The organism is Microbacterium sp. NPDC058062, assembly GCF_042885375.1.
Taxonomy (GTDB): Bacteria; Actinomycetota; Actinomycetes; order Actinomycetales; family Microbacteriaceae; genus Microbacterium; species Microbacterium trichothecenolyticum_C.
This window is the reverse complement of sequence record NZ_JBHVSC010000006.1, coordinates 216,608-237,089: the sequence shown is the minus strand read 5'-3', so window position 1 is coordinate 237,089 and position 20,482 is coordinate 216,608. Positions and strand designations below refer to the sequence as shown.

At 70.3% G+C, this 20,482-nt stretch carries 19 protein-coding genes; 11 read left to right on the top strand and 8 right to left on the bottom strand.

Features of this window, described 5'->3' with window-relative positions:
- Window positions 1-3 precede the first annotated feature (3 nt).
- Genes ACFVSU_RS19325 through ACFVSU_RS19315 form a run of 3 tightly spaced genes read left to right on the top strand, consistent with a single transcriptional unit; the run spans window position 4 to window position 3,147 of the window.
- Complete coding sequence (locus tag ACFVSU_RS19325; RefSeq protein ID WP_387146743.1) at window positions 4-1,290, top strand: ABC transporter substrate-binding protein; 1,287 nt, start codon at window positions 4-6, stop codon at window positions 1,288-1,290.
- A gap of 1 nt (window position 1,291) precedes the next feature.
- The gene (locus ACFVSU_RS19320) at window positions 1,292-2,230 is read left to right on the top strand and encodes a carbohydrate ABC transporter permease (RefSeq protein WP_082497075.1); all 939 of its coding nucleotides are present in this window, start codon (window positions 1,292-1,294) and stop codon (window positions 2,228-2,230) included.
- A complete protein-coding gene (locus tag ACFVSU_RS19315) occupies window positions 2,230-3,147 on the top strand; it encodes a carbohydrate ABC transporter permease (RefSeq protein ID WP_387146739.1) in 918 nt (305 codons plus the stop codon). The genes ACFVSU_RS19320 and ACFVSU_RS19315 overlap by 1 nt, the downstream gene beginning before the upstream one ends.
- 40 nt (window positions 3,148-3,187) lie before the next feature.
- Here the strand turns inward: ACFVSU_RS19315 and ACFVSU_RS19310 are convergent, their stop codons facing one another.
- Window positions 3,188-4,069, bottom strand: a complete 882-nt coding sequence (locus ACFVSU_RS19310; protein ID WP_387146736.1) for an alpha/beta fold hydrolase — start codon at window positions 4,067-4,069, stop codon at window positions 3,188-3,190.
- Between the two features lie 13 nt (window positions 4,070-4,082).
- A complete protein-coding gene (locus tag ACFVSU_RS19305) occupies window positions 4,083-5,579 on the bottom strand; it encodes a carboxylesterase/lipase family protein (RefSeq protein WP_387146733.1) in 1,497 nt (498 codons plus the stop codon).
- A gap of 132 nt (window positions 5,580-5,711) precedes the next feature.
- Here ACFVSU_RS19305 and ACFVSU_RS19300 point away from each other — a divergent pair, with 132 nt between their 5' ends.
- Together ACFVSU_RS19300 and ACFVSU_RS19295 are read left to right on the top strand one after the other, a co-directional pair.
- Window positions 5,712-6,893, top strand: coding sequence for an acyltransferase family protein (locus tag ACFVSU_RS19300; RefSeq protein ID WP_387146730.1), 1,182 nt, complete (start codon window positions 5,712-5,714; stop codon window positions 6,891-6,893).
- A gap of 170 nt (window positions 6,894-7,063) precedes the next feature.
- The gene (locus ACFVSU_RS19295; protein WP_387146727.1) at window positions 7,064-8,266 is read left to right on the top strand and encodes an oxygenase MpaB family protein; all 1,203 of its coding nucleotides are present in this window, start codon (window positions 7,064-7,066) and stop codon (window positions 8,264-8,266) included.
- Between the two features lie 47 nt (window positions 8,267-8,313).
- Here ACFVSU_RS19295 and ACFVSU_RS19290 read toward each other — a convergent pair whose 3' ends face one another.
- The 4 genes from ACFVSU_RS19290 to efeU all read right to left on the bottom strand — a co-directional run bounded on the left by ACFVSU_RS19290 (window position 8,314) and on the right by efeU (window position 12,750).
- Complete coding sequence (locus ACFVSU_RS19290; protein WP_387146723.1) at window positions 8,314-9,162, bottom strand: SDR family oxidoreductase; 849 nt, start codon at window positions 9,160-9,162, stop codon at window positions 8,314-8,316.
- Window positions 9,163-9,213: 51 nt separating this feature from the next.
- Window positions 9,214-10,488: an iron uptake transporter deferrochelatase/peroxidase subunit gene (efeB, locus tag ACFVSU_RS19285; RefSeq protein ID WP_387146999.1), complete on the bottom strand. Its 1,275-nt coding sequence runs from the start codon at window positions 10,486-10,488 to the stop codon at window positions 9,214-9,216.
- 61 nt (window positions 10,489-10,549) lie between these two features.
- Window positions 10,550-11,779 carry an iron uptake system protein EfeO gene (gene efeO, locus ACFVSU_RS19280; RefSeq protein WP_387146720.1) on the bottom strand — a complete coding sequence of 410 codons (1,230 nt, stop codon included), beginning with the start codon at window positions 11,777-11,779 and terminating at the stop codon, window positions 10,550-10,552.
- Complete coding sequence (gene efeU, locus ACFVSU_RS19275; RefSeq protein ID WP_387146717.1) at window positions 11,776-12,750, bottom strand: iron uptake transporter permease EfeU; 975 nt, start codon at window positions 12,748-12,750, stop codon at window positions 11,776-11,778. The genes efeO and efeU overlap by 4 nt, the downstream gene beginning before the upstream one ends.
- A 211-nt stretch (window positions 12,751-12,961) precedes the next feature.
- Here efeU and ACFVSU_RS19270 point away from each other — a divergent pair, with 211 nt between their 5' ends.
- From ACFVSU_RS19270 to surE, 3 genes are all read left to right on the top strand, one after another.
- Window positions 12,962-13,984, top strand: coding sequence for an isopenicillin N synthase family dioxygenase (locus tag ACFVSU_RS19270; protein WP_387146714.1), 1,023 nt, complete (start codon window positions 12,962-12,964; stop codon window positions 13,982-13,984).
- 71 nt (window positions 13,985-14,055) lie between these two features.
- Window positions 14,056-15,078, top strand: a complete 1,023-nt coding sequence (locus tag ACFVSU_RS19265; protein WP_387146711.1) for a 1-phosphofructokinase family hexose kinase — start codon at window positions 14,056-14,058, stop codon at window positions 15,076-15,078.
- Window positions 15,075-15,845 carry a 5'/3'-nucleotidase SurE gene (gene surE / locus ACFVSU_RS19260; protein ID WP_387146708.1) on the top strand — a complete coding sequence of 257 codons (771 nt, stop codon included), beginning with the start codon at window positions 15,075-15,077 and terminating at the stop codon, window positions 15,843-15,845. The genes ACFVSU_RS19265 and surE overlap by 4 nt, the downstream gene beginning before the upstream one ends.
- Window positions 15,846-15,929: 84 nt before the next feature.
- Here surE and rpsO read toward each other — a convergent pair whose 3' ends face one another.
- Complete coding sequence (gene rpsO / locus ACFVSU_RS19255; RefSeq protein ID WP_005048780.1) at window positions 15,930-16,199, bottom strand: 30S ribosomal protein S15; 270 nt, start codon at window positions 16,197-16,199, stop codon at window positions 15,930-15,932.
- Window positions 16,200-16,394: 195 nt separating this feature from the next.
- Between rpsO and ACFVSU_RS19250 the strand changes: the two genes are divergently transcribed.
- A complete protein-coding gene (locus tag ACFVSU_RS19250) occupies window positions 16,395-17,705 on the top strand; it encodes an MFS transporter (protein ID WP_387146705.1) in 1,311 nt (436 codons plus the stop codon).
- A gap of 96 nt (window positions 17,706-17,801) precedes the next feature.
- A complete protein-coding gene (locus ACFVSU_RS19245) occupies window positions 17,802-18,743 on the top strand; it encodes a DMT family transporter (RefSeq protein ID WP_387146702.1) in 942 nt (313 codons plus the stop codon).
- A 21-nt stretch (window positions 18,744-18,764) separates the two neighbouring features.
- Here ACFVSU_RS19245 and ACFVSU_RS19240 read toward each other — a convergent pair whose 3' ends face one another.
- Window positions 18,765-19,712 carry an AraC family transcriptional regulator gene (locus ACFVSU_RS19240; RefSeq protein WP_387146699.1) on the bottom strand — a complete coding sequence of 316 codons (948 nt, stop codon included), beginning with the start codon at window positions 19,710-19,712 and terminating at the stop codon, window positions 18,765-18,767.
- A gap of 98 nt (window positions 19,713-19,810) precedes the next feature.
- On the opposite strand from ACFVSU_RS19240, the gene ACFVSU_RS19235 reads away from it, so the two are divergent.
- Window positions 19,811-20,458 (top strand): NAD(P)-dependent oxidoreductase, encoded by a 648-nt coding sequence (locus tag ACFVSU_RS19235; RefSeq protein WP_387146696.1) that lies wholly within the window; start codon window positions 19,811-19,813, stop codon window positions 20,456-20,458.
- Window positions 20,459-20,482: the final 24 nt, after the last annotated feature.

Here is a 20,482-nt window from a genome sequence, read left to right as displayed (position 1 = left end):
ACGATGAGAACCATTCACCGACGATGGATCCGGCCGCTCGCGGTCGCGGTCGTCGCCGCAACCGCCGTTGCCGTCGGCGGCTGCGCCCAGAACCCCGCCGACGGCGTGACGACCTTGAACTTCTTCCAGTTCAAGGGCGAGGCGCTCGAGGACTTCAACGAGATCATCGCGGGCTTCGAGGCCGAGAACCCCGACATCAAGGTGGTGCAGAACCAGGTCGCAGACGCCGACACCGCGATCCGCACGTTGCTGGTGAAGGATCGCATCCCCGATGTCATCACCCTCAACGCGAACGGCAACTTCGGCCGGCTCGCCCAGGCCGGCGTGTTCTACGACTTCTCGAACGAGCCGGTGCTCGACACGATCAGCCCCGCCGTGCAGGACATCCTCGCCGACCTCGGCACCTACGGCGACGAGGTGAACGGGCTCGGCTACGTCAACAACGCCAACGGTGTGATCTACAACCAGGACATCTTCGAGGAGCAGGGGCTGGAGGTCCCGCAGACCTGGGACGAGTTCATCGCCGTGTGCGACACACTGCAGGATGCCGGCATCCAGCCCTTCTACGGCACGCTCGCCGACTCGTGGACGGGCATTCCCTCGTGGAACGCGCTGGGAGCCTACCCGGCGCAGGACGGCTTCTTCGACAAGATGCGCGAAGAGGGCGAGAACGTCGGCCCCGACTCCGAGGTGTCGTTCGAGAAGGACTTCGCCGAGGCGATGGATCGCCAGTACCAGCTGTACTCGTACATGCAGGACGGCTACCGCGGCAAGACCTACGACGACGGCAACGCGGCGTTCGCACGCGGCGAATCGGCGATGCTGCTGCAAGGCATATGGGCCACCAACCCGATCAAGCAGGTGAACCCCGACATCCGGATGGGGATCTTCCCCTACCCCACCGACGAGCCGGGTGAGAGCCTCCTCGTCTCGGGCGTCGACGTCGTCTTCACGCTCGGAAAGGACAGCCCCAAGCACGACGCGGCGATGCGCTTCATCGACTACGTGTTCCAGCCGGAGGTGATCGAGAAGTTCGCCGCCTCGCAGAACATGGTGCCCTCGGTCGAGGGCGCCGAGCTCAGCGACGATCCCGCGCTGCAGTCGGTGCGGCCGTACTTCGAGGATCAGCGGATCACCGGCTTCATCGACCACCAGATCCCGCCGGCCCTTCCCCTCATCCCCACCGACCAGCAGTTCCTGTTCGACGGGGACGCCCAGAAGGCGCTCCAGACCCTCGACAGCGAGTGGGCCAAAGTGGCCGCCCGCACGATCCCCGTGACGGGAGAATGACATGGCCACCACCCTGACCCAAGCCGTTCGGTCCACTCCGGTCGGCACCGCGCGCAAGCGTGCGTCCCGCACGCGCAGCGACTCCTCGCGTGCCCTCCCCGCCTACTACTGGATGGTGTGGCCCGCGGTCATCGCGTTCGCCGCGTTCCACACCCTGCCGGTCGTGGTGGGCATCTTCTTCAGCTTCACGAACTACGCCGGCTACGGCGCCTGGAACTTCGTGGGTCTGTCGAACTACCTCAACCTGTTCAAAGACGACCGCGTCCTGCAGGCCTACGGCTTCTCGTTCCTGTTCGCCATCGTCGCCACGATCCTGACGAACGTGTTCTCGCTGGCGATCGCCCTCGGACTGAACGCGAAGATCAAGGCGCGAAACTTCTGGCGCGGCGTGTACTTCGTGCCCTACATCCTCGCGATCCTCGTGATCGGCTACGTGTTCCAGTTCTTCTTCTCGAACTCGCTGCCGAAGATCCTCTCGGGCATCCCGCTGTTCCGCGACAACATCCTCACCAACGAGACGTGGGCGTGGACCGCGATCGTCGCGCTCGCCGTCTGGCAGGCGTGCGCCTTCGCGATCATCATCTACCTGTCGGGGCTGCAGACGATCCCGTCGGAGCTCTACGAGGCGTCGTCCCTCGACGGCGCCAGCCCGTGGCGGCAGTTCCGGTCGATCACCTTCCCCCTCATCGGCGCCTTCTTCACCATCAACGTGGTGCTGAGCCTCAAGGGGTTCCTCCAGGTCTTCGACCCGATCGTCGCCCTCACCAACGGCGGACCGGGCACGTCGACCGAATCGGTGACGCTGCTCATCTTCCGGGGCGGCTTCTCGGGCGGCGAGTTCGCCTACCAGACGGCCAACGCGGTGATCTTCTTCATCGTGATCACCGTCGTCTCGCTCTTGCAGTTCCGGGTCCTTCAGCGCAGAGAGGCCGATTTCTGATGACCACCATGACCAACACCGCGTCCCAGCTCGAGCAGGAGGTCGACGCCGTCACGGCGAACGATCGCCGCAAGCGTCGCAGGGAGCCTGACGACGACACGCGCAAGACCAACTGGTGGGCGACGGCGCTCATCGCGGTGTGCTCGCTCACCGTGCTGATCCCGCTGTACCTCGCGGTCGTCGTCGCCCTCAAGACGCCGGCTCAGCTGACCGAGGGCACCGGGTTCGAACTGCCGAACCCGATCCGCTGGGAGAACTTCGCCGACGCTTGGGTGCGGACGAGCTTCCCGCAGGCGCTGCTGAACACGGCGATCATCACGGTCGGCTCGGTGGCGTTCACACTGCTGACGAGCTCGATCGTGGCGTACGCGCTGGCACGCAACATCCACCGCCCGTTCTTCAAGGGTGTGTTCTTCTACCTGCTGGCGGCGCTGTTCATCCCGTTCCCGATCATCATGCTGCCGCTCGTCAAGCAGACGTCCATCCTGGGACTCGACAACCAGGCCGGCATGATCATCCTGTACACGATCTACGGGCTGTCGCTGAACATCTTCATCTACACGGCTTACATCCGCTCGATTCCGATCGAGCTCGAAGAGGCCGCGCGCGTCGACGGCGCATCGACGTGGAGGGTGTTCTGGCAGGTGATCTTCCCGCTGCTCATGCCGATGAACGCGACGGTCGGCATCCTCACGTGCGTGTGGGCGTGGAACGACTTCATCATGCCGCTCGTCGTGCTCACCGAGCCCGCGGCGCGGACGCTGTCGCTCGCACAGTACGTCTTCCAGGGGCAGTTCAACACCGACTACACGGTGGCGTTCGCGTCCTACCTGATGGCGATGGCGCCGCTGCTCATCGTCTACATCTTCAGCCAGCGCTGGGTGATCTCGGGCGTCACGCGGGGCTCGATCAAGTGAGACGAGGGGTGGATGCCGCGGCCCGCGGCATCCACTCCCCTCATTGCGCGTCGGCGAAGAGCTGCAGCATGTCGCGCGCGAGCTGGTGCGGGGCGGTCTCGCACGGCGCGTGCCCCGTGGGGTACGTCGCGACGCGGGCGCCGATGCGCGCGGCGTAGGCATCGTGCTGCGCCTGGGGCCAGAGGTCCTGATCGCCGACGGCGATGAGCTTCGGGATGCCCGTGGCCGCGACGGCGTCGGCGAAGTCGGGCGTCGACATCATGAGTCCGACGACGTCGTCGATGCAGGCGCGGCCCGTGACGCCGAGCCGCTCGCGCACGAAGGCGATGCGGCCGGGCGGCGTGCGGTTGAGGTTGTACCGGATACCCCACAGGATGAGCCCCGCGGCGCGGTGCGGCGACATGTCGGAGATCGGCCCGATGTGCTTCACACCACGGAAGACCTGGCCGGTCGCGGGCGGCGCAGCCATGAGCGTGAGGCTGCGGAACAGATCGGGCCGCTCGACGAGCGCGAGCTCGGTGACCAGCCCCGCGAAGCTGTAGCCGAGCACGTGGGCGGGGCCGCCGTCCTCGAGGACCGCGATGAGATCGTCGACGAAGAGGGCATAGTCGTACTGGTCGCGCGGCGGGTGGAGGTGCTGCGGGCCGGCCCCCGCCGACTCGTAGTGGCCGGCGATGTCGTACGACTCGACGCGGTACCCGGCGGCGGCGAGCAGCGGGAACAGCAGGACGAAGTCCTCCTTCGATCCCGCCACGCCGGGGACGAGCACGACCCTCGGCGCATCGCGGTCGCCCAGGCGCACCCGTGCGAGGCCGCCGCTCGGGGCGCGGAACACGTCGCGCTCGGTGCCACTCGGGAACACATGCCAATCGAGGTCGGGAATGGCCTGGTCGCGCTGCAGCGCGTCGTCGATCGTCGTCATCGCGCCTGCGAGACTACCCCTCGGGAAGACCGTCGAGCTCGTTCTGACGCGGCGCGTAGTCGATGTGCCCGCCGTCGGCATCGAACGCCTGCACCGGCCGCCGCGCCGACCATGCCTCCCAGCCCGGGTCGCCGTCGACCACGAACGACACCCACGCCCGGTGCATCGCGTCGGCCAGCGCCTGCGGTCCGTCGGGGCCGCCGATGCCGACCGCGTCGGGCTCGGCGAGCCTGTCGAACACGTACCCGAGCTCCATGACATGTGCGGCGCCGAGTCCGTCGACGGGGCTGCGCCAGCGGAACTCGTACACCCACGTCGGCGACTCCGGCGCGCCGACGCGACTGTCGGCGAACCGCGTGATGGGTCCGCGCAGCAGCATGTCGCCGATCACCTCGCCCAGCACCTCTCCGGGCTTCGCGCCGGGGCGGCGCGCGCGGTGAGCCCGCACGATCCGCGCCGGCACGCGCGCGGCCAGCCGCGCGACGGTCACCGTGAGCCAGCTCGCCTTGTCGACCGCCCCGGATGGGACGAGCCAGAGCCGATACTCCTCGCTGGTGGAGCCGATCAGCACCGGGATGCCTCGACCCGCTCCCGCGAGCAGCGCATCGAGCGGGCTGCGCGGCACGGCCTCGCCCCCGATCACCAGCGCTACCGTCGGCCCGCCGCCGAGCGGAGAACCGCCGACGGCGAGCGCGGTCTGCTGCGAGACGAGCTCGTCCGCGGGGACGCCGGAGAACCCCGCACGGGTGGTGGCGACCTTGAGGCGCCGGGCGATCTCGCGGGTCATGCGGCCCGCCTTCTTGGGCGGCCGCGCCTCGAGCGGGCCTGACTGCAGGATCGCCCGGTCGAACAGCTCCTTCGCGTGCGGCAGGGCGAGCAGAGCCGTCAGCGTGTTGGCGCCGGCCGAATGCCCCATGACCGTGACGCGGGCGGCGTCTCCGCCGAAAGCGGCGATCTCGCGGCGCACCCAGCGCAGGGCGAGCTCCTGGTCGAGCACGCCGAGGTTCTGCGGCACATCGTCGAGCACCGCGAAGCCCTCCTGGCCGAGCCGGTACTGGATCGACACGTACACGATGCCGTGCCGCGCGAATCGCTCGCCGTCGTAGGTGGGCAGCGCCGTCGCGCCCCGCGTGAGCGCGCCGCCGTGCACGAACACCAGCACGGGCAGAGCGGCGTCCGGGGTGCGGTCCGCAGGCGTCCACACGTTTACGGTGAGGATGTCGTCGCCGGGGATCTCGACGGAGGCGAGGTACTTCGCGATCGCCGGGCTGTACGGCCGCTGGGGCGCGGTCGGACCGAAGGCCGAGGCATCCCGCTCCCCCACCCACGCCGCGGCGGGCTCGGGAGCCCGGAAGCGGCGCTCACCCACCGGCGGGGCGGCGTACGGGATGCCGAGGAAGCGGTCGAGCGCGCCCTCCCGGGTGCCCCGGAGCGCGCCGGTGCTCACGGTCACCACCGGGCGGGCGCCCACCGAGCCTGTCGCACCGGCCTGGGTCGCAGCATCCGTCATCGGTGAATCCCTCCCGGCGACCGCCGTCGGCACGCTCGTACTCAGATTCAGCCAGCGTGGGACTCGGTGTCAAGCGAGAGCGCCGCGCGGCGCACGCGGCTAGTCTGGTCTGCGCCCCGGCGAGAGGTGACGATGAACGGCAGCAGCGTTCCGCCCACGGCGACGACCCCCACCCCGACGGGATCCATCGCCCGTCCGCGGCGGCGCACGCCGTTCTGGGACAACGCGCGCTTCGCGTGCATCGTGTTCGTGGTGCTCGGCCACGCCGTGCAGCGGCTGACGTACGACTCCGACATCGCGCTGGGCCTGTACCTCGTGATCTACGCGTTCCACATGCCGGCGTTCGCGATCATCTCGGGCTACTTCTCGAAGTCGGATGCCCCGACCAAGACGCAGATGGCACGCGTGATCACCGACATCCTGGTGCCGTACATCGTGTTCGAAGGGCTGTGGACCCTCACCAAGTGGATCGTCGAGGGTCAGGCGAACCCCAACATCACCCAGCCCTCCTGGACGCTGTGGTTCTTGCTGGCGCTCGGCATCTTCCGACTCGTGCTGCCGTATCTGGCGCTGCTGCGCTGGCCGCTGCTGTGGACCATCGTGATCTCGATCGGCGCCGGCTACCTGCCGAACATCGGCTCGACGTTCTCGCTGTCGCGCACGCTCGGCCTGCTGCCGTTCTTCACGCTCGGCTGGTGGCTGCGCGAGCACGACGTCGTCGCACGGCTTCGGCTCCTCGACCGCCGGCCGTGGTGGGTGCTCGCGGGCGGGCTCGGACTCTTCGCCGTCGCCGGATGGGCGGCGTGGTTCTTCGTCGACGACTGGCGCGCCATGAACCTGCGCGAGTGGCTGTTCTACGACGAGAACTACGCCTCGATCGGCGGCACGCAATGGTGGGCGGGCGGCGTCCGCCTCGCGCTGATGCTCGTCGCGGTGGTGCTGTCGACCGCGTTCTTCGCGCTCGTGCCGCGGGACACGCACTGGTGGACGCACTTCGGCCAGTACACGATGTACGTCTACCTGCTGCACTCGTTCGTGCTCTACCCGTTCCGCGAGAACGGCCTACTGCGCAACGCCGAGCCGACGTGGCTGTGGCTGCCGCTCGTGATCGTCGGATCCGTGCTGATCGCCCTCGGGCTTGCGACGAAACCCGTGCGGCGCATCTTCCGCCCGCTGGTCGAGCCGCGTCCGACCTGGCTGTTCGCCGATCCCACCCTCGCCCGCCGCGAGGGACGGCGCAACGATCCCACCGGATCGCGCCGGCCGCGGGAGGAACCGCGGGCGCCCCGACCCGATCCGCGCCAGAACGGCTGACCCCGTTCCGAAACCCCTGGACATCAGGGGGTTGTGCGGCGCGCCCGCACCACATATGTTAACGGCGAATCACATTCGTCCTGGATGGATCGACACGCGGGAACCGGCGTCGAGGATGTCGCCGGGCGTGATCCGTCCCCCGTCGGGAAGCAGGTACCCCCATGCCCGAAATGACCAGACGTTCCGTCCTGACGCTGGGGGCCGCGCTCGGTCTCGCCGGCGTCGCCATCCCCAAAGCGGCCTGGTCGTGGTCGCCCGCCGGGTCGGTGCTCGGCACCGGCTCCGGCGTCGATCCGCAGTGGGTGTGGGACGACGACCTCGACCGCATCATGGCCTCCGTCATCTCCAGCGGTCAGACGGCCGCGGTCAACGACGCGATCCTGCCGTGGGTCAACAACTGGCAGCCGGTGCCCACCGGCCTCCCGCCGGAGCTGGCGGGCTTCCTGCAGGGCTCGACCCAGCTGCCGTCCTGGGCCGACCGGACCAAGCTGCGCCGCGCGGCGGACTTCAACCGCCGCAAGGACACCTACCTCTTCATGATCTACGGGATCGGCGGCGGCATCATGAGCACCGTCATCCCGCGCGAGGCGCGGTCGGTGTACCACTCGAAGGGCGGCGCCGACATGCAGGACCGCGCGGCGAAGACGTTCAGCTTCGGCTACGACCTGAGCGACATCAACGCGTTCGAGAGGACGGGCGAGTTCATGGTGACGTCGAACAAGACGCGCATGGTGCACTCCGCCGTCCGCCACCTCCTGCCGCAGTCGCCGCACTGGCAGCAGAGCGGGCACGACGAGCAGATCCCGATCAGCAACCACGACATCCTCGTCACCTTCCACAGCACCGGCACCTTCGCCCACAAGAAGCTCAAGGAGTGGCGGGTGCCGATGTCGACGGCCGACCAGGACGCCTTCCTGCACTCGTGGCAGGTGGCGCTGCACTTCCTCGGCGTTCGGGACGAGTACATCCCCGCGACCTGGGATGCCGCACACGCCCAGGCTGCGCAGATCCTGACGCCCAAGCTCGCGTGGACGCCCGAGGGCCAGGAGCTCGCCGAGACGCTTCTCGGGCTCACCGCACAGGTCGACCTCGGCGTGACGCGCGGCTTCCTCAACGAGTTCGTCCGGTACCAGCTCGGCAACGAGATCGGCGACTGGCTGGGCCTGCCGCGCGACTACGTGTCGGCCGCCACCATCCGGGTCGGCTGGCCGAGCTATATCGCGTTCCGAGAGGGACTCCTCCCGATCATGCCGGCGAACTTCTACCTGTTCGACCAGCTGCTCCGCGGGATCGCGATGGCCTTCCTGAATCGCGGCGCATCGGGGACCACCACTCCGATCACCATCCCCGACATGAACCGCCCCACTTCCTGACGATCGCCGATGGCCGGGTCGCTCGCCGGCCCGGCCATCGGCCGGCGTCAGGGCCGCGGGGACGGGAACTGCGTGCGCAGCACGCGCTCGAACGCCCGCTCCGGAAGCACCCGGCGCAGCGACAGCATCATCGTCGCCGACGGCGCGACCCGGTAGCGGGCCCGCGGCCGCGGAGACTCGGCTGCGCGCACCACGCGCTCGGCGACGTCGCGCGGCGAGCAGGCGAGCCGGGCGCGCGGCCCCGCGTCCCACGTGAGCGTCAGCTCCGACGCGCGGGCCGTGAAGTCCGCCCACTGCGCGTCATCTGCGGCGGCGTCGCTGCGCTGCGCCGCCGAGTGCCCGAACCTGGTCGTCACCATGCCGGGCGCGATGAGCGAGACCTCGATGCCGAAGGGCCGGAGCTCGTAGCGCAGGGCGTCGCTGAACGCCTCGAGCGCGTGCTTGGTGGCGGCGTACGAGCCCATGCCCGGCATCGTCCAGCGGCCGTTCATCGAGCCGATGTTCACGATGCGCCCGGCGCCGCGGGTGCGCATGCCCGGGACCACGAGCTGCGTGAGGCTCAGCATGCCGAAGACGTTGGTCGCGAACATCCGCTCCACGCGCGCCACCGGCATGGCCGCCGTCGCACCGAGCTCGCTGATGCCGGCGTTGTTCACCAGCACGCCGACCGCGCCCTCAGCCGCCATGACCGCATCGACGGCGGCGGCCCGCGAAGCCTCATCGGTCACGTCGAGCTCGAGGAGGCGGCATCCATGCCTCTCGAGATCCGCGATGGCGTCGAGACGACGAGCCGTCGCGTAGACGCGCCAGCCGCGCAGGGCGAGGGCGGATGCCGCATGGCGGCCGATGCCCGTGGAACAGCCGGTCACGAGCACGTTGCGTGGGGGACGCGTCATGCGTCCAGCACACCGGACGACGGTCGCGGGCGCAACGGGTGCGCGACGGGTTCAGGCGAAGAGCGCCGCCCCGACGTACGAGCCCGGCGTGGCGCCGGCCGGGATCGCCCACAGCCCCGAGCCCACGTGACGGATGTACTCGTTCATCGTGTCGGTCGACAGCGCGCGCTGCAGCGTCACGAACTGCCCGGGCGAGCGCTGATAGGACAGGAAGAAGAGGCCCGCGTCGAGGGGACCGAGTTCGTTGTTGCCGTCGACGAAGTTGTAGCCGCGGCGGAGGATCCGGTTGCCGTCGTTGAGCTCGGGGTGCGCGAGACGCACGTGGCTCGTCACCGGGATCGCCGGCTCGCCGTCGGCCCCGATCGCGTGGAAGTCGGGCTCGGTGAACTCCTCGCCGCCCGAGAGCGGGGCGCCGGCGCCCTTGGTGCGGCCGATGATCGACTCCTGCTCGGAGAGGCGCACACGGTCCCACGTCTCGATGAGCATCGCGATCTTGCGCGCCACCAGGTACGAGCCGCCGGCCATCCATGCCGGCTCATCGGATGCCGCGACCCACACGTGGTCGTCGAGGGCGGCCTGGTCGGTCGCGAGGATGTTCGCGGTGCCGTCCTTGAAGCCGAACAGGTTGCGGGGCGTCGACTGCGCGGCGGTCGTGCGCGACGTGCGCCCGAATCCGAGCTGCGACCACCGCAGGCGCGCCCGCCCGAAGGCGATGCGGCTGAGGTTGCGGATCGCGTGCACGGCGACCTGCGGATCGTCGGCGCATGCCTGGATGCACAGGTCGCCGCCGGAGTGGGCCGGGTCGAGGTCGTCGCCGAGGAACGCGGGGAGCTTCTCGAGCTGCGCCGGCCGCTGGGCGGCGAGGCCGTAACGGTCCTCGCCGTCGTTCTCGAAGAGGGTGGGACCGAAGCCGAAGGTGATCGTGAGGCCGCTCGCCGCCAGCCCCAGCGCCTCGCCGGTGTCGTCCGGCGGCGCCTCGGGAGACCCGCCGACGGCGCCCGTCGCGCTTACGTCGAGTCCCTGCGTCATGCGCGCCGCGGCGTACGACCAGTCCTGCAGCAGTGTGACGAGGTCGTCTCGATCGGTGCGCGCCATCATGTCGAACGACGCGAAGTGCAGGTGGTCCTGCACCGGGGTGGTGACGCCGGCCTGATGGGCGCCGAAGAAGTCGTAGACGGATGCCGCGGCATCCTGTTCGCGCGCCCGCCCGACGGCGACCCCCGCCGTCGCACCCGCGCCGGCACCCAGCGCGAGGCCTGCCGCACCGGCACCGAGCGCGAGACCGAGGACGCCGCGGCGCGACAGCCCCGCGGGCGCCGGCGGCACCGCCTCCGTGGTGGAGACGGTGCCGTCAGCGGCCTTCGGGCCGGTCGAGGACGCGGTCACCTCAGGCGAGCACCGTGTTCGTGAGCTGCGCGAGCGGCTCGGCGAGGGCGTTGATGAGGTCGGTGAGCCCGCGCTTGTCGTCGTCGGTGAGCTCGGTGTACACGACGAAGCCGTCGTCGAGCGAGCCGTACTCCGCCAGCGCGGCCTCGAGATCGGCGTACCCGGCGTCGATCTCGTCGGCGAGCGCCGTGCCGTCGTCGCCCTGCGCCACGGCGAAGTCGCGCACCAGCGAGAACGCCATCTTCGAGCCCTCGACGTTCGCCGCGAAGTCCGACAGGTCGGTGCCCGACCACCAGTCCTCCTCGCCCTGGATCTTGCCGGTCGCGACCTCGTCGAGGAGCGCGATCGCACCGTTCGAGATGCCGGCGATACCCTGCGCGTCGAGCGATTCCTGGAACTCGTCGGAGTGCACGTAGTCGTACAACTCCTGCACATCGGCGATGAGCTGGTCGCCGAACGCGGCGCGCTCCTCGGTCGTCGACGGCGCCCAGTCCTGCCACGCCGGAGTCTCGAGGTCGGCGTTCAGCGCGTCCGCGGCAGGCACCCACAGGTCCTTCTCGATGCGGTGGAAGCCGGTCCAATCGAGACCCTCGGCGACCGCGTCGACCTCGCGGTAGTCGATGCGCGGGTCGAGGTCGCCCAGCGCCTCTGCCACCGGCTCGATGCGCTCGTAGTACGCGCGCACGGCGGGGAACTGCGTGCGCGCCGTCTCGTCGTCGCCCGACTCGTATGCGGCGACGAACTCCGACACGGCCGGGGCGAGCTGCCCGACCTGGTCCTTGACGAACGCGGCGTACAGGTCGACGGCCTGCTGCTTCTGCTCGGCATCCTCACCCGACAGCTCGACCGCGTCGCCCGAGACCGCGAACGCGGCCTTGCCGATGCCCTCGCCGATCATGCCGGGCTTGCAGAGCGTGTAGTAGTCGCCGGGCTGGGCGACGACGGTGAGGGTGCGCGAGGCGCCGGGGGCGATGTTCTCGACCTCGCCGACGATGCGCAGGCCGTCCTCGGCCAGCAGGTAGAACTCGGTGACCTCGTCGCCGTCGTTGCTCACGTCGAACGTGAGCGTGCCGCTGGTGGCGGAGGAGCCGGACACATCGCACCCGGCAGCCGTCGACGACACCGACAGCGCGTCGGACGCGGCGAGGTCGGCCTTCGCGACGCAGCCGGACAGGACGAGGGCTCCGACGCCGGCGACGGCGAGGGCCGGAATGAGACGACGAGGGGTCATGCTTCTCCTTGCGAGGACGGAACGGGAGACGGTTCTGAAGATTCGGATGCGGGGGCGACGGATGCTGCGGCCTCGGTCTGAGCCGGGCGCGCGGCCGGACGGGAGCGCAGCTGGCCGCGCAGCCAGATGCCGCCGACGATGCCCACGTAGAGCACCCACGCGACGACCTGCAGCCACGACATGCGCGGCATGAAGCCGACGGTCGCCTGCAGGACGGCCGCGAGCGCGCTCCCCGGAGGGATCGACGCGGTCACGTCGAAGGCCCAGCCGAACGGGAACGCCGCCCAGCCGACCGCGACCTCGCCGGTGACAGGGTCGATCGGGGCGGCCGCGGTGAACGGACCGGGAAGCACCCCGGCCTCCTGCAAGTCGTGGATGGCGTAAGCCAGCACGCCGGCGGCGACGATGACGAGGAAGGCACCGGTCCACCCGAAGAAGATGCGGAGGTCGAGGCGCAGCATCCCACGCGCCAGCGCCCAGCCGAGGAGGACGGCGGCCAGAAGGCCCAGCAGGGCCCCGGCCAGCGCGGCGGGTACCTCGCCGAACGACTGCACCATCGACCACAGCAGCAGGGTGGTCTCGACGCCTTCGCGCGCGACCGAGACGAAGCCGATCGCGACCAGAGCCCACAGGCTCCCCGTCGCGAGTGCGCGGTCGAGGTCGCCTTCCAGCGTCCGCTTGAGGGTGCGGGCGGTCTTCTGCATCCAGAAGATCATCCAGGTGACCATCGCGACCGCGAGGAGCGACAGCAGGCCGCCGAGGAGCTCCTGCGCCTCGAACGTCAGCGTGTACGCCCCGAACGTGAGGATCGCCCCGATGGCGACCGCGAGCCCGATGGCGAGGCCGACGCCCACCCACAGACGAGGCAGCACATCGCGGCGGCCGAGCTTCGTGAGGTAGGCGACGAGGATGCCGACGACGAGGGCGGCTTCGAGGCCTTCACGCAGGCCGATGAGGAAAGTGGCGAGCAACGGGGTTCCCAAAGGTGATGCGGATGACTCGGCGCTCCGTTGCACCGCGGCGCACACCTGCGACCCCGCGAGCGGGGTTCGAGATAGGTGAGGCTTACCTACGAAACTACCCGACCCCGCGGCAGGTTGTCCATCTCGGTGACGGTCACGCCCGCCCGAAACCGAAGGCAACAAACGGGACGGATGCTGCGCAGCCGCCTACTCTCGCACCATGACCGACCTCAACCTGCCGATCCTCGACCTCGCCCGGCTCGACGCGGGCCCGGAGGCGGCCGCGCGGTTCCGCGACGACCTGCGCGCCGCGACCCACGACGTCGGCTTCTTCTACCTGACGGGCACGGGGGTCTCTCCCGAGCTGGAGGCGCGCCTGCACCGGGCCGCGCGCGACTTCTTCGCCCTCCCGGAGGCCGACAAGCTCGCCATCGAGAATGTCAACAGCCCGCACTTCCGCGGCTACACCCGCGTCGGCGGCGAGCGGACGCAAGGCAAGGTCGACTGGCGCGAGCAGATCGACATCGGACCCGAGCGCGAGGCGATCGCCGACCCGGAGGCGCCCGACTTCGCGCGCCTCATCGGCCCCAACCTCTGGCCCGCTGCCCAGCCGGAGCTGCGCGAGGTCGTCTCGGAGTGGCACGACCACCTGTCGGGCGTCGCACGCAAGCTGCTGCGCGCGTGGGCGCTGTCACTCGGCGCCGCGGAGAACTACTTCGACGAGCACTTCGGCGAACCCTCGACGCTCATCAAGATCGTGCGGTACCCCGGCAAGGAGGACCCGACGCCGCAGCAGGGCGTGGGCGCCCACAAGGATTCCGGCGTGCTGACTCTTCTGTGGGTCGAACCGGGCAAGGGCGGCCTCCAGGTCGAGCGCGACGGCGAGTGGGTCGACGCTCCCCCGGTGCCCGGCGCGTTCGTCGTCAACATCGGCGAACTCCTCGAGTACGCGACACAGGGCTACCTCATCGCGACGAAGCACCGCGTGATCTCTCCCCGCTACCCCGACGATCGCATCTCGGTGCCGTTCTTCTTCAACCCGGCCCTCGACAAGCGCCTCCCGCTCATCGAGCTTCCGGCCGAACTCGCGACGCAGGCGCGCGGCGTCACGCAGGATCCGTCGAATCCGATCCACGCGCTCTACGGCGAGAACGCGCTGAAGTCGCGCCTGCGCGCGCACCCCGACGTCGCCGAGATCCACCACGCGGATCTGGTCGCGGCCCGGGCCGAGGCATCCGCCTGATCCTCTTGCACGACCCCCGCAGCGCACGCAAGGGGGTCGCCGTCCGACCGGCGCCTTCGTAGCGTCGAAGCATGAGCGACGTCACGATCTTCGCACCGTCCCCGACGCTCACCGTCACCGTCGAGGAGCACGACGGCGAGCCCGACATCCACCTGCACGCCGGCGGGCAGGGCGTGTGGCAGGCCCGCATGCTGGGGCGTCTGGGCGCATCGGTCACGATGTGCTGCGCCCTCACCGGCGAGATCGGACGGATGCTGCGCCACCTGCTCGAAGACGAGGGTCTGACCGTCGTGGGGGTCGAGCGCGACGGCACCGGCTCGGCGTACGTGCACGACCGCCGGGGCGGCGAGCGCCGCATCATCGCCGAGGCCGCCGGCGAACCGCTCGCGCGCCACGATCTCGACGAGCTCTACGGGGTCGCCCTGCGGGACGGACTGGAGTCGGGGCTCGTGATCCTCAGCGGGCCGGCCGGCGACGAGACGCTTCCCGCCGACACGTATCGCCGCCTGGCCGCGGACCTCAGGGAGGGCGGAGCCAAGGTCGTCGTCGACCTCGCCGGCAAGCGGCTGGTCGCGGCACTCGAGGGCGGCGTCGACGTCCTCAAGGTGAGCGACGAGGAGCTCGTCGCCGATGGGCTCCTCACCGACGACTCCCCCGCGGCGCTGCTCGCGACCATGAGGGACCTGCACCGCCGTGGCGCGGCCGCCGTCATCGTGTCGCGCGCGAGCGAGCCGCTCCTGCTGCTCGACTCCGACGGCTTCATCGAGGTCGAATCCCCGCGGATGGAGGTCGCCGACACCCGCGGTGCGGGCGACTCGCTGACGGCGGGCGTCGCGGCGGGCATCGCGCGGGGTGAGTCGGCACGCGAGGCGGTCGTCACCGGCGCCGCCGCAGGCGCCCTCAACGTCACGCGGCACGGCCTCGGCACCGGCGATCCCGAGACGATCGCCCAGCTGCGCGAGTCGGTGACCGTCCGCGAGCTCGTCGATGACTCGGCAGCCGGGGTCACCCAGCCCGTCACCGGCCATGTCAGCCCCGACGGACTCGCCGCGCTGGCTGATCCGGAGCGCCCCGACGCGGAGGTGCCGCGATGACCCGCACCCTCATCACCAACGACGACGGCATCGACGCCCCCGGGCTCCACGCCCTCGCGAAGGCCGCGCGGGATGCCGGACTCGACGTGACGGTCGCCGCGCCGATGCGGCAGTCGAGCGGAACGAGCGCCTCGATCGTCGCCGCGGAAGAGGACGGCCGCATCGCGATCGAGCAGCGCAAACTCCTGGGACTCGACGGCGTGCCGGCGTTCGCCGTGCGCGGCGGCCCCGGTCTCGTCGCCCTCATCGCCGCGCACGGCGCGTTCGGCGATCCCGCCGAGCTCGTGCTCTCGGGGGTGAATCACGGCGCGAACGTCGGCCGTGCCATCCTCCACTCCGGCACGGTGGGCGCCGCACTCACCGGCGGCTTGAACGGCGCGTGGGGCGTCGCGATCTCCCTCGACGTCGGCATGAATCCGACCGAGTTCCACTGGGATGCTGCGGCCGCCGCCGCGCTCGACATCCTGCCCTTCCTGCTCGAGCGCCCGCGAGGCACGGTGGTGAACCTCAATGCGCCGAACACTCCCGCCAACCGCGGCGTCGTCGAGGCCTCGCTCGCACCGTTCGGCATCGTGCAGACGACGCTGACCGAGCGCGATGCGGGCCACATCCGGCTCGCCGTCGAGGACCTGCCGAACACGCCGGAGCCGGGCAGCGATGCCGCCTACCTCGCCGACGGGTGGGTCACCCTCACCGGCCTCGACCCGGTCTCGCATGTGCCACTCGGCTTCGCCCGGGTCGAGGCATCCGCTCGCCCGTCTCGCTGAGACGCCCGGGAACGATGAAGGCCTCCCCACACCGTGGGGAGGCCTTCCAAGAATGTTTTGCGCGATTGAACGCTGGTCGATGCCTTATCGACGGAGACCGAGGCGCTCGATGAGCGAGCGGTAACGGTTGATGTCGATGTCCTGGAGGTAGCCCAGGAGACGGCGGCGCTGACCGACGAGCAGGAACAGCCCACGACGCGAGTGGTGGTCGTGCTTGTGCTCCTTGAGGTGCTCGGTGAGGTCCTTGATGCGCTGCGTCAGCATCGCGACCTGCACCTCGGGGGATCCGGTGTCACCGGGGTGCGTCGCGTACTCTTCGATGATCGCCTTCTTGACGTCTGCTTCCAGTGCCATAGGTGATCCCCTCTCTGCTTGTTGCGCGGTGCTCGTCACCCGATGTGCGAGCTCTCTTTCTCCGCGGCCGATCCAACGGCAACCTGAAGAGTCTACCAGCCCTTCGACAGGCTCCGGGACCGCGGATGCCTCGGCGAACCGGCCGCGCATGAGCCCGGGTACGCTCGAATCCGTGCAGGACACCGAGGCCGGCGAGTGAGCGCCGGGGAGCATCGCAGCCACTTCATCGACCTGCGGCCCTTCCGCGCCAGTCCCCCGTTCGCGCGCATGTGGATCGGCTCGACGCTCGCCGGACTCGGCGGCCAGCTGACGATCGTCGCGATCATGCTGCAGATGTACGACCTCACCGGGTCCACCTTCGCGGTGTCGATGATCGCGGTCGCCGGCCTCGTGCCGATGATCTTCGCGGGCATCTACGGCGGCATGCTCGCCGACGCCTTCGATCGCCGGGCGGTTGCCCTGATCGCCGCGACCGTCACATTCGCCTCGACCGCGCTGCTCGCCGTGCTGACCTGGGCGCAACTCGAGACCGTGTGGTGGCTCTACGCGCTCAGCATCGTCAACTCGTCGGCGAACTCGATCGTGTTCGCCTCCCGCCAGGCGATCGTTCCGCGCCTGCTTCCTCGCGAGCTGCTGCCGGCGGCGTCGGCGCTGGGCGGCATCACGGTCGGGATCATGGTGATGGCGGGGCCCGCCCTCGCGGGCGTGCTGGTGGCGCTGACCGGCTACGCGTGGACCTACACGCTCGACGTCGTGCTGATGACCTCGCTCTTCCTCGGCCTGTGGACTCTCCCGAATCTCCGCCCCGAGGGCGAGATCGTGCGGCCGGGACTCGAGTCGCTCCGCGACGGCTGGCGGTTCCTGAAGCGCGCGTCGAACATCCGGCTGCAGTTCATCCTCGACATCATCGCGATGACCTTCGGCCAGCCGCTCTCGCTCTTCCCCGCGATCGGCGCGGTGCTGCTCGGCGGCGGCCCGATCACGACGGGCGTGCTGACCGCCTCGGTGGCGGCAGGAGCCTTCGCCTCCAGCCTGTTCTCGGGCCGCGTCGGCGCGATCCGGCGTCAGGGCGTCGGGATCGAGCGCGCGATCCTCGCGTACGGCGGCTCGATCGCCGCGCTGGGGCTCGTCCTGGGCGCCGCGGCGCTCGGGTGGTTCGCGCCGGACGGCGTCGACGCCGACACCCCGAACCTGGTGCTCATCGCACTCGCGTGCCTCGTGCTCGCGGTCTCGGGAGCCGCCGACAACATCAGCTCGATCTTCCGCAACACGATGGTGCAGTCGGCTGTGCCCGACGCGATCCGCGGCCGCCTGCAGGGGATCTTCATCGTCGTGGTGACGGGCGGCCCGCGCCTCGGCGCCCTGTACGCGGGCACGCTGGCGACGCTCACCGCGCTGTGGTTCCCGCCGCTGCTGGGCGGCTTCATCATCATCGGCTTGGTCGCGACGCTGGTGCGGCTCGCACCGCGCTTCCGCGCGTACGATGCCGAGAATCCCGTTCCCTGAGGTGCGCCGTAGCCTGACCGCCGCACACCGGCGGATTTCGGACGTCGCATCCTCTCCCGGGCCCGGGCGTCGGCGGGCGGGCGTACGGTGGCCACCGTGACCTCGACAAGAACGGCTCCGCCGGCGCTGCGTGCGGAGCGACTGCCCTCCCCGCGCTGGATCACGGTGCAGTTCGTGCTCGCCGGGATCGTGTGGGGCGCGAGCTTCCTCTTCATGAAGGTGTCGCTCACCGGCATCTCCCCCGCGCAGGTCGCGTGGACCCGCATCCTCCTCGGCGCGCTGACCCTCGGCGCACTCGTCCTCCTGCGGCGCGAGCACCTGACCCGCAGCCTCAAGGTGTGGGCGCACCTGACCGTGCTCGGGCTCACGTTCTGCGTCATCCCGTTCCTGCTGTTCTCGTGGGCGCAGCAGCACGTCAGCTCAGGCGTCGCCAGCATCTTCAACGCGACCACGCCGATCATGACCGCGATCATGGCGTGGCTGGTCTTCCGCGTCGAGCGGCTCAAGGCCCTGCAGGTCCTCGGGATCGGCGTCGGCATCCTCGGGGTCGTTGTGATCATCGCCCCGTGGCAGGGCATCGCCCTGGACGGAAGCCTCGTCGCCGAGCTCGCCATCCTCGGTGCGACCGCGAGCTACGGCTTCAGCTTCGCCTACATGCGGCGCTTCGTCTCGAACACCGGGATGTCGGCGCTCGCGTTCACGTTCGGGTACATCGCGATGGCCGGCGTCGTCATGGCGCTGCTGACGCCGTTCCTCGTGCTGACGCCCGTGCGCCTGGACCTCCCGATCGTGGTGAGCCTGCTGCTGCTCGGGTGCCTCGGCACCGGCATCGCGTACGTGTGGAACCAGAACACCGTGCGCGCCTGGGGACCCACGCGCGCCTCGACCGTGACCTACATCACCCCGGTCGTCGGTGTGATCCTCGGCATCCTGATCCTCGGCGAGACGATCACGTGGAACGAGCCGATCGGCGCGCTCGTCGTGTTCCTCGGCATCCTGCTCGCGCAGGATCGGCTGCGTCGCCGCCCACGCGCCTGACCCTGCGCCGCACCGCGGGCATCAGGCCGCGCTGCGGCGCACCTTCCCGGGCGTCTCCCCCGTCACGCGTGCGAACGCACGGCTGAAGGCCGCCTCCGAGCCGTAACCATTCGCGGCGGCCACCGCGGCGACACTGCTGCCTTCGGCGAGCATCGCGCGCGCACCGCGCATCCGCGCCGCCGACACATAGGCCATGGGCGGCATCCCCACGACCGACGCGAACCGCGCCGCGAACACCGACCGCGACATCGTCGCGCGGCGGGCGAGCACCTCGAGGGTCCACGGGTGCCCCGGATCGCGGTGCACCGCGGCGAGAACCGCACCCAGCTGCGGATCGCGCAGGGCCGCGAGCCACCCGTTCGAGTCCGCGCGCTCATCGGCCAGCCAGGCGCGGACGGTCTCGACGACGAGGACGTCGGCCAGACGCGTTGCCACGGCATCCCCGCCCGGCTTCGGTTCTCGCAGCTCCCGTGCGAGCAGCGGCAGCAGCGCCGCCATCACGGGATGACGGGCGGAGTCGACGGTGACGATCGGCGGGAGCACGGCGAGCATGTCGTCGACGGCGGGCGAGTCGAACGCGACGACGCCGCACAGGAGCGCGAGCGGCGGCTCCGCGACCTCCGGTCCGATGCGCAGCACCGAGAACGCGTCGCCGAGCATCGCCTGGGGCAGCAGGTCGGCGCGGCCGACGACCTCCGCCCCGGGAGACGTCGCGACGCGGTGCCCGATCCCCCGCGGCACGAGGGCGAGCTCGCCGGCCTCCAGCCGCACCGGGTCGGCACCATCGACCTCGAGGTACGCCGTGCCGTGCGCGACGATGTGGAAGCTGAGGGTGCCGGGGAACTGCGGCATCTCGACGGCGCACTCCGTCGACGCCTCGGTCCACGAATAGAACGCCCCGCGCATGCGCACCCGATAGAGGGCCGCCGTCAGGGCGTCCTCGCTGTCCCACGGCATCGCGACGCTCATCTCGCCTCCGGACGATCGATCAAGAAATGCGTACTGCTGACGATAGATCATCCGAGCGCCGACGGCGAGAGTGGGAACACCACCGAAGGGAGACCCTCATGAACATCCTCGTCATCGGCGCCACCGGCGGCTCCGGCCGCGCCGTCTGCGACGCCCTCCTCGAGCGCGGCCACCGGGTGACCGCCCTCGCCCGCCACGCCTCCGCGCTCCCCGCCCGAGCGGGACTGGAGCGCGTCGACGGCGACGCCACCCGGGCATCCGTCCTCGATGCCGTGATCCCCGGCCACGACGCGATCGTCGTCACGCTCGGCATCTCGGAGCCGACGCTGCGCGTCCGGCTCCGGGGTGCTCAGGGCACGCGCGACGACGTGCGCTCGAAGGGCACGGTCGAGATCGTGGCGGCGGCGCGACGCGCCGGCGTGCACCGGCTCGTGGTGCAGTCGTCCTACGGGGTCGGCGACACGCGGGCGCTCCTGCGCCCGACAGACCGCATCCTCTTCGCGCTGCTCATCCGCCCGCAGATCATCGACTCCGAGATCCAGGAGGGCGTCCTGCGCGGCTCCGAGCTCGACTGGACCATCGTGCAGCCCGTCTATCTCACCGACGACGACTCGACCGAGCACTTCACGTCGATCGACGGCACGATCCGGCGGAACAAAGTCGCCCGCCGCGGTGTGGCCCGCGTCCACGCCGACCTCGTCGAGGGCGCCGGCAGCGTCCGCGAGACGGTGTCGGTGTCGGGCTGAGCCCCGTCTGCGGACGAGAAGAGC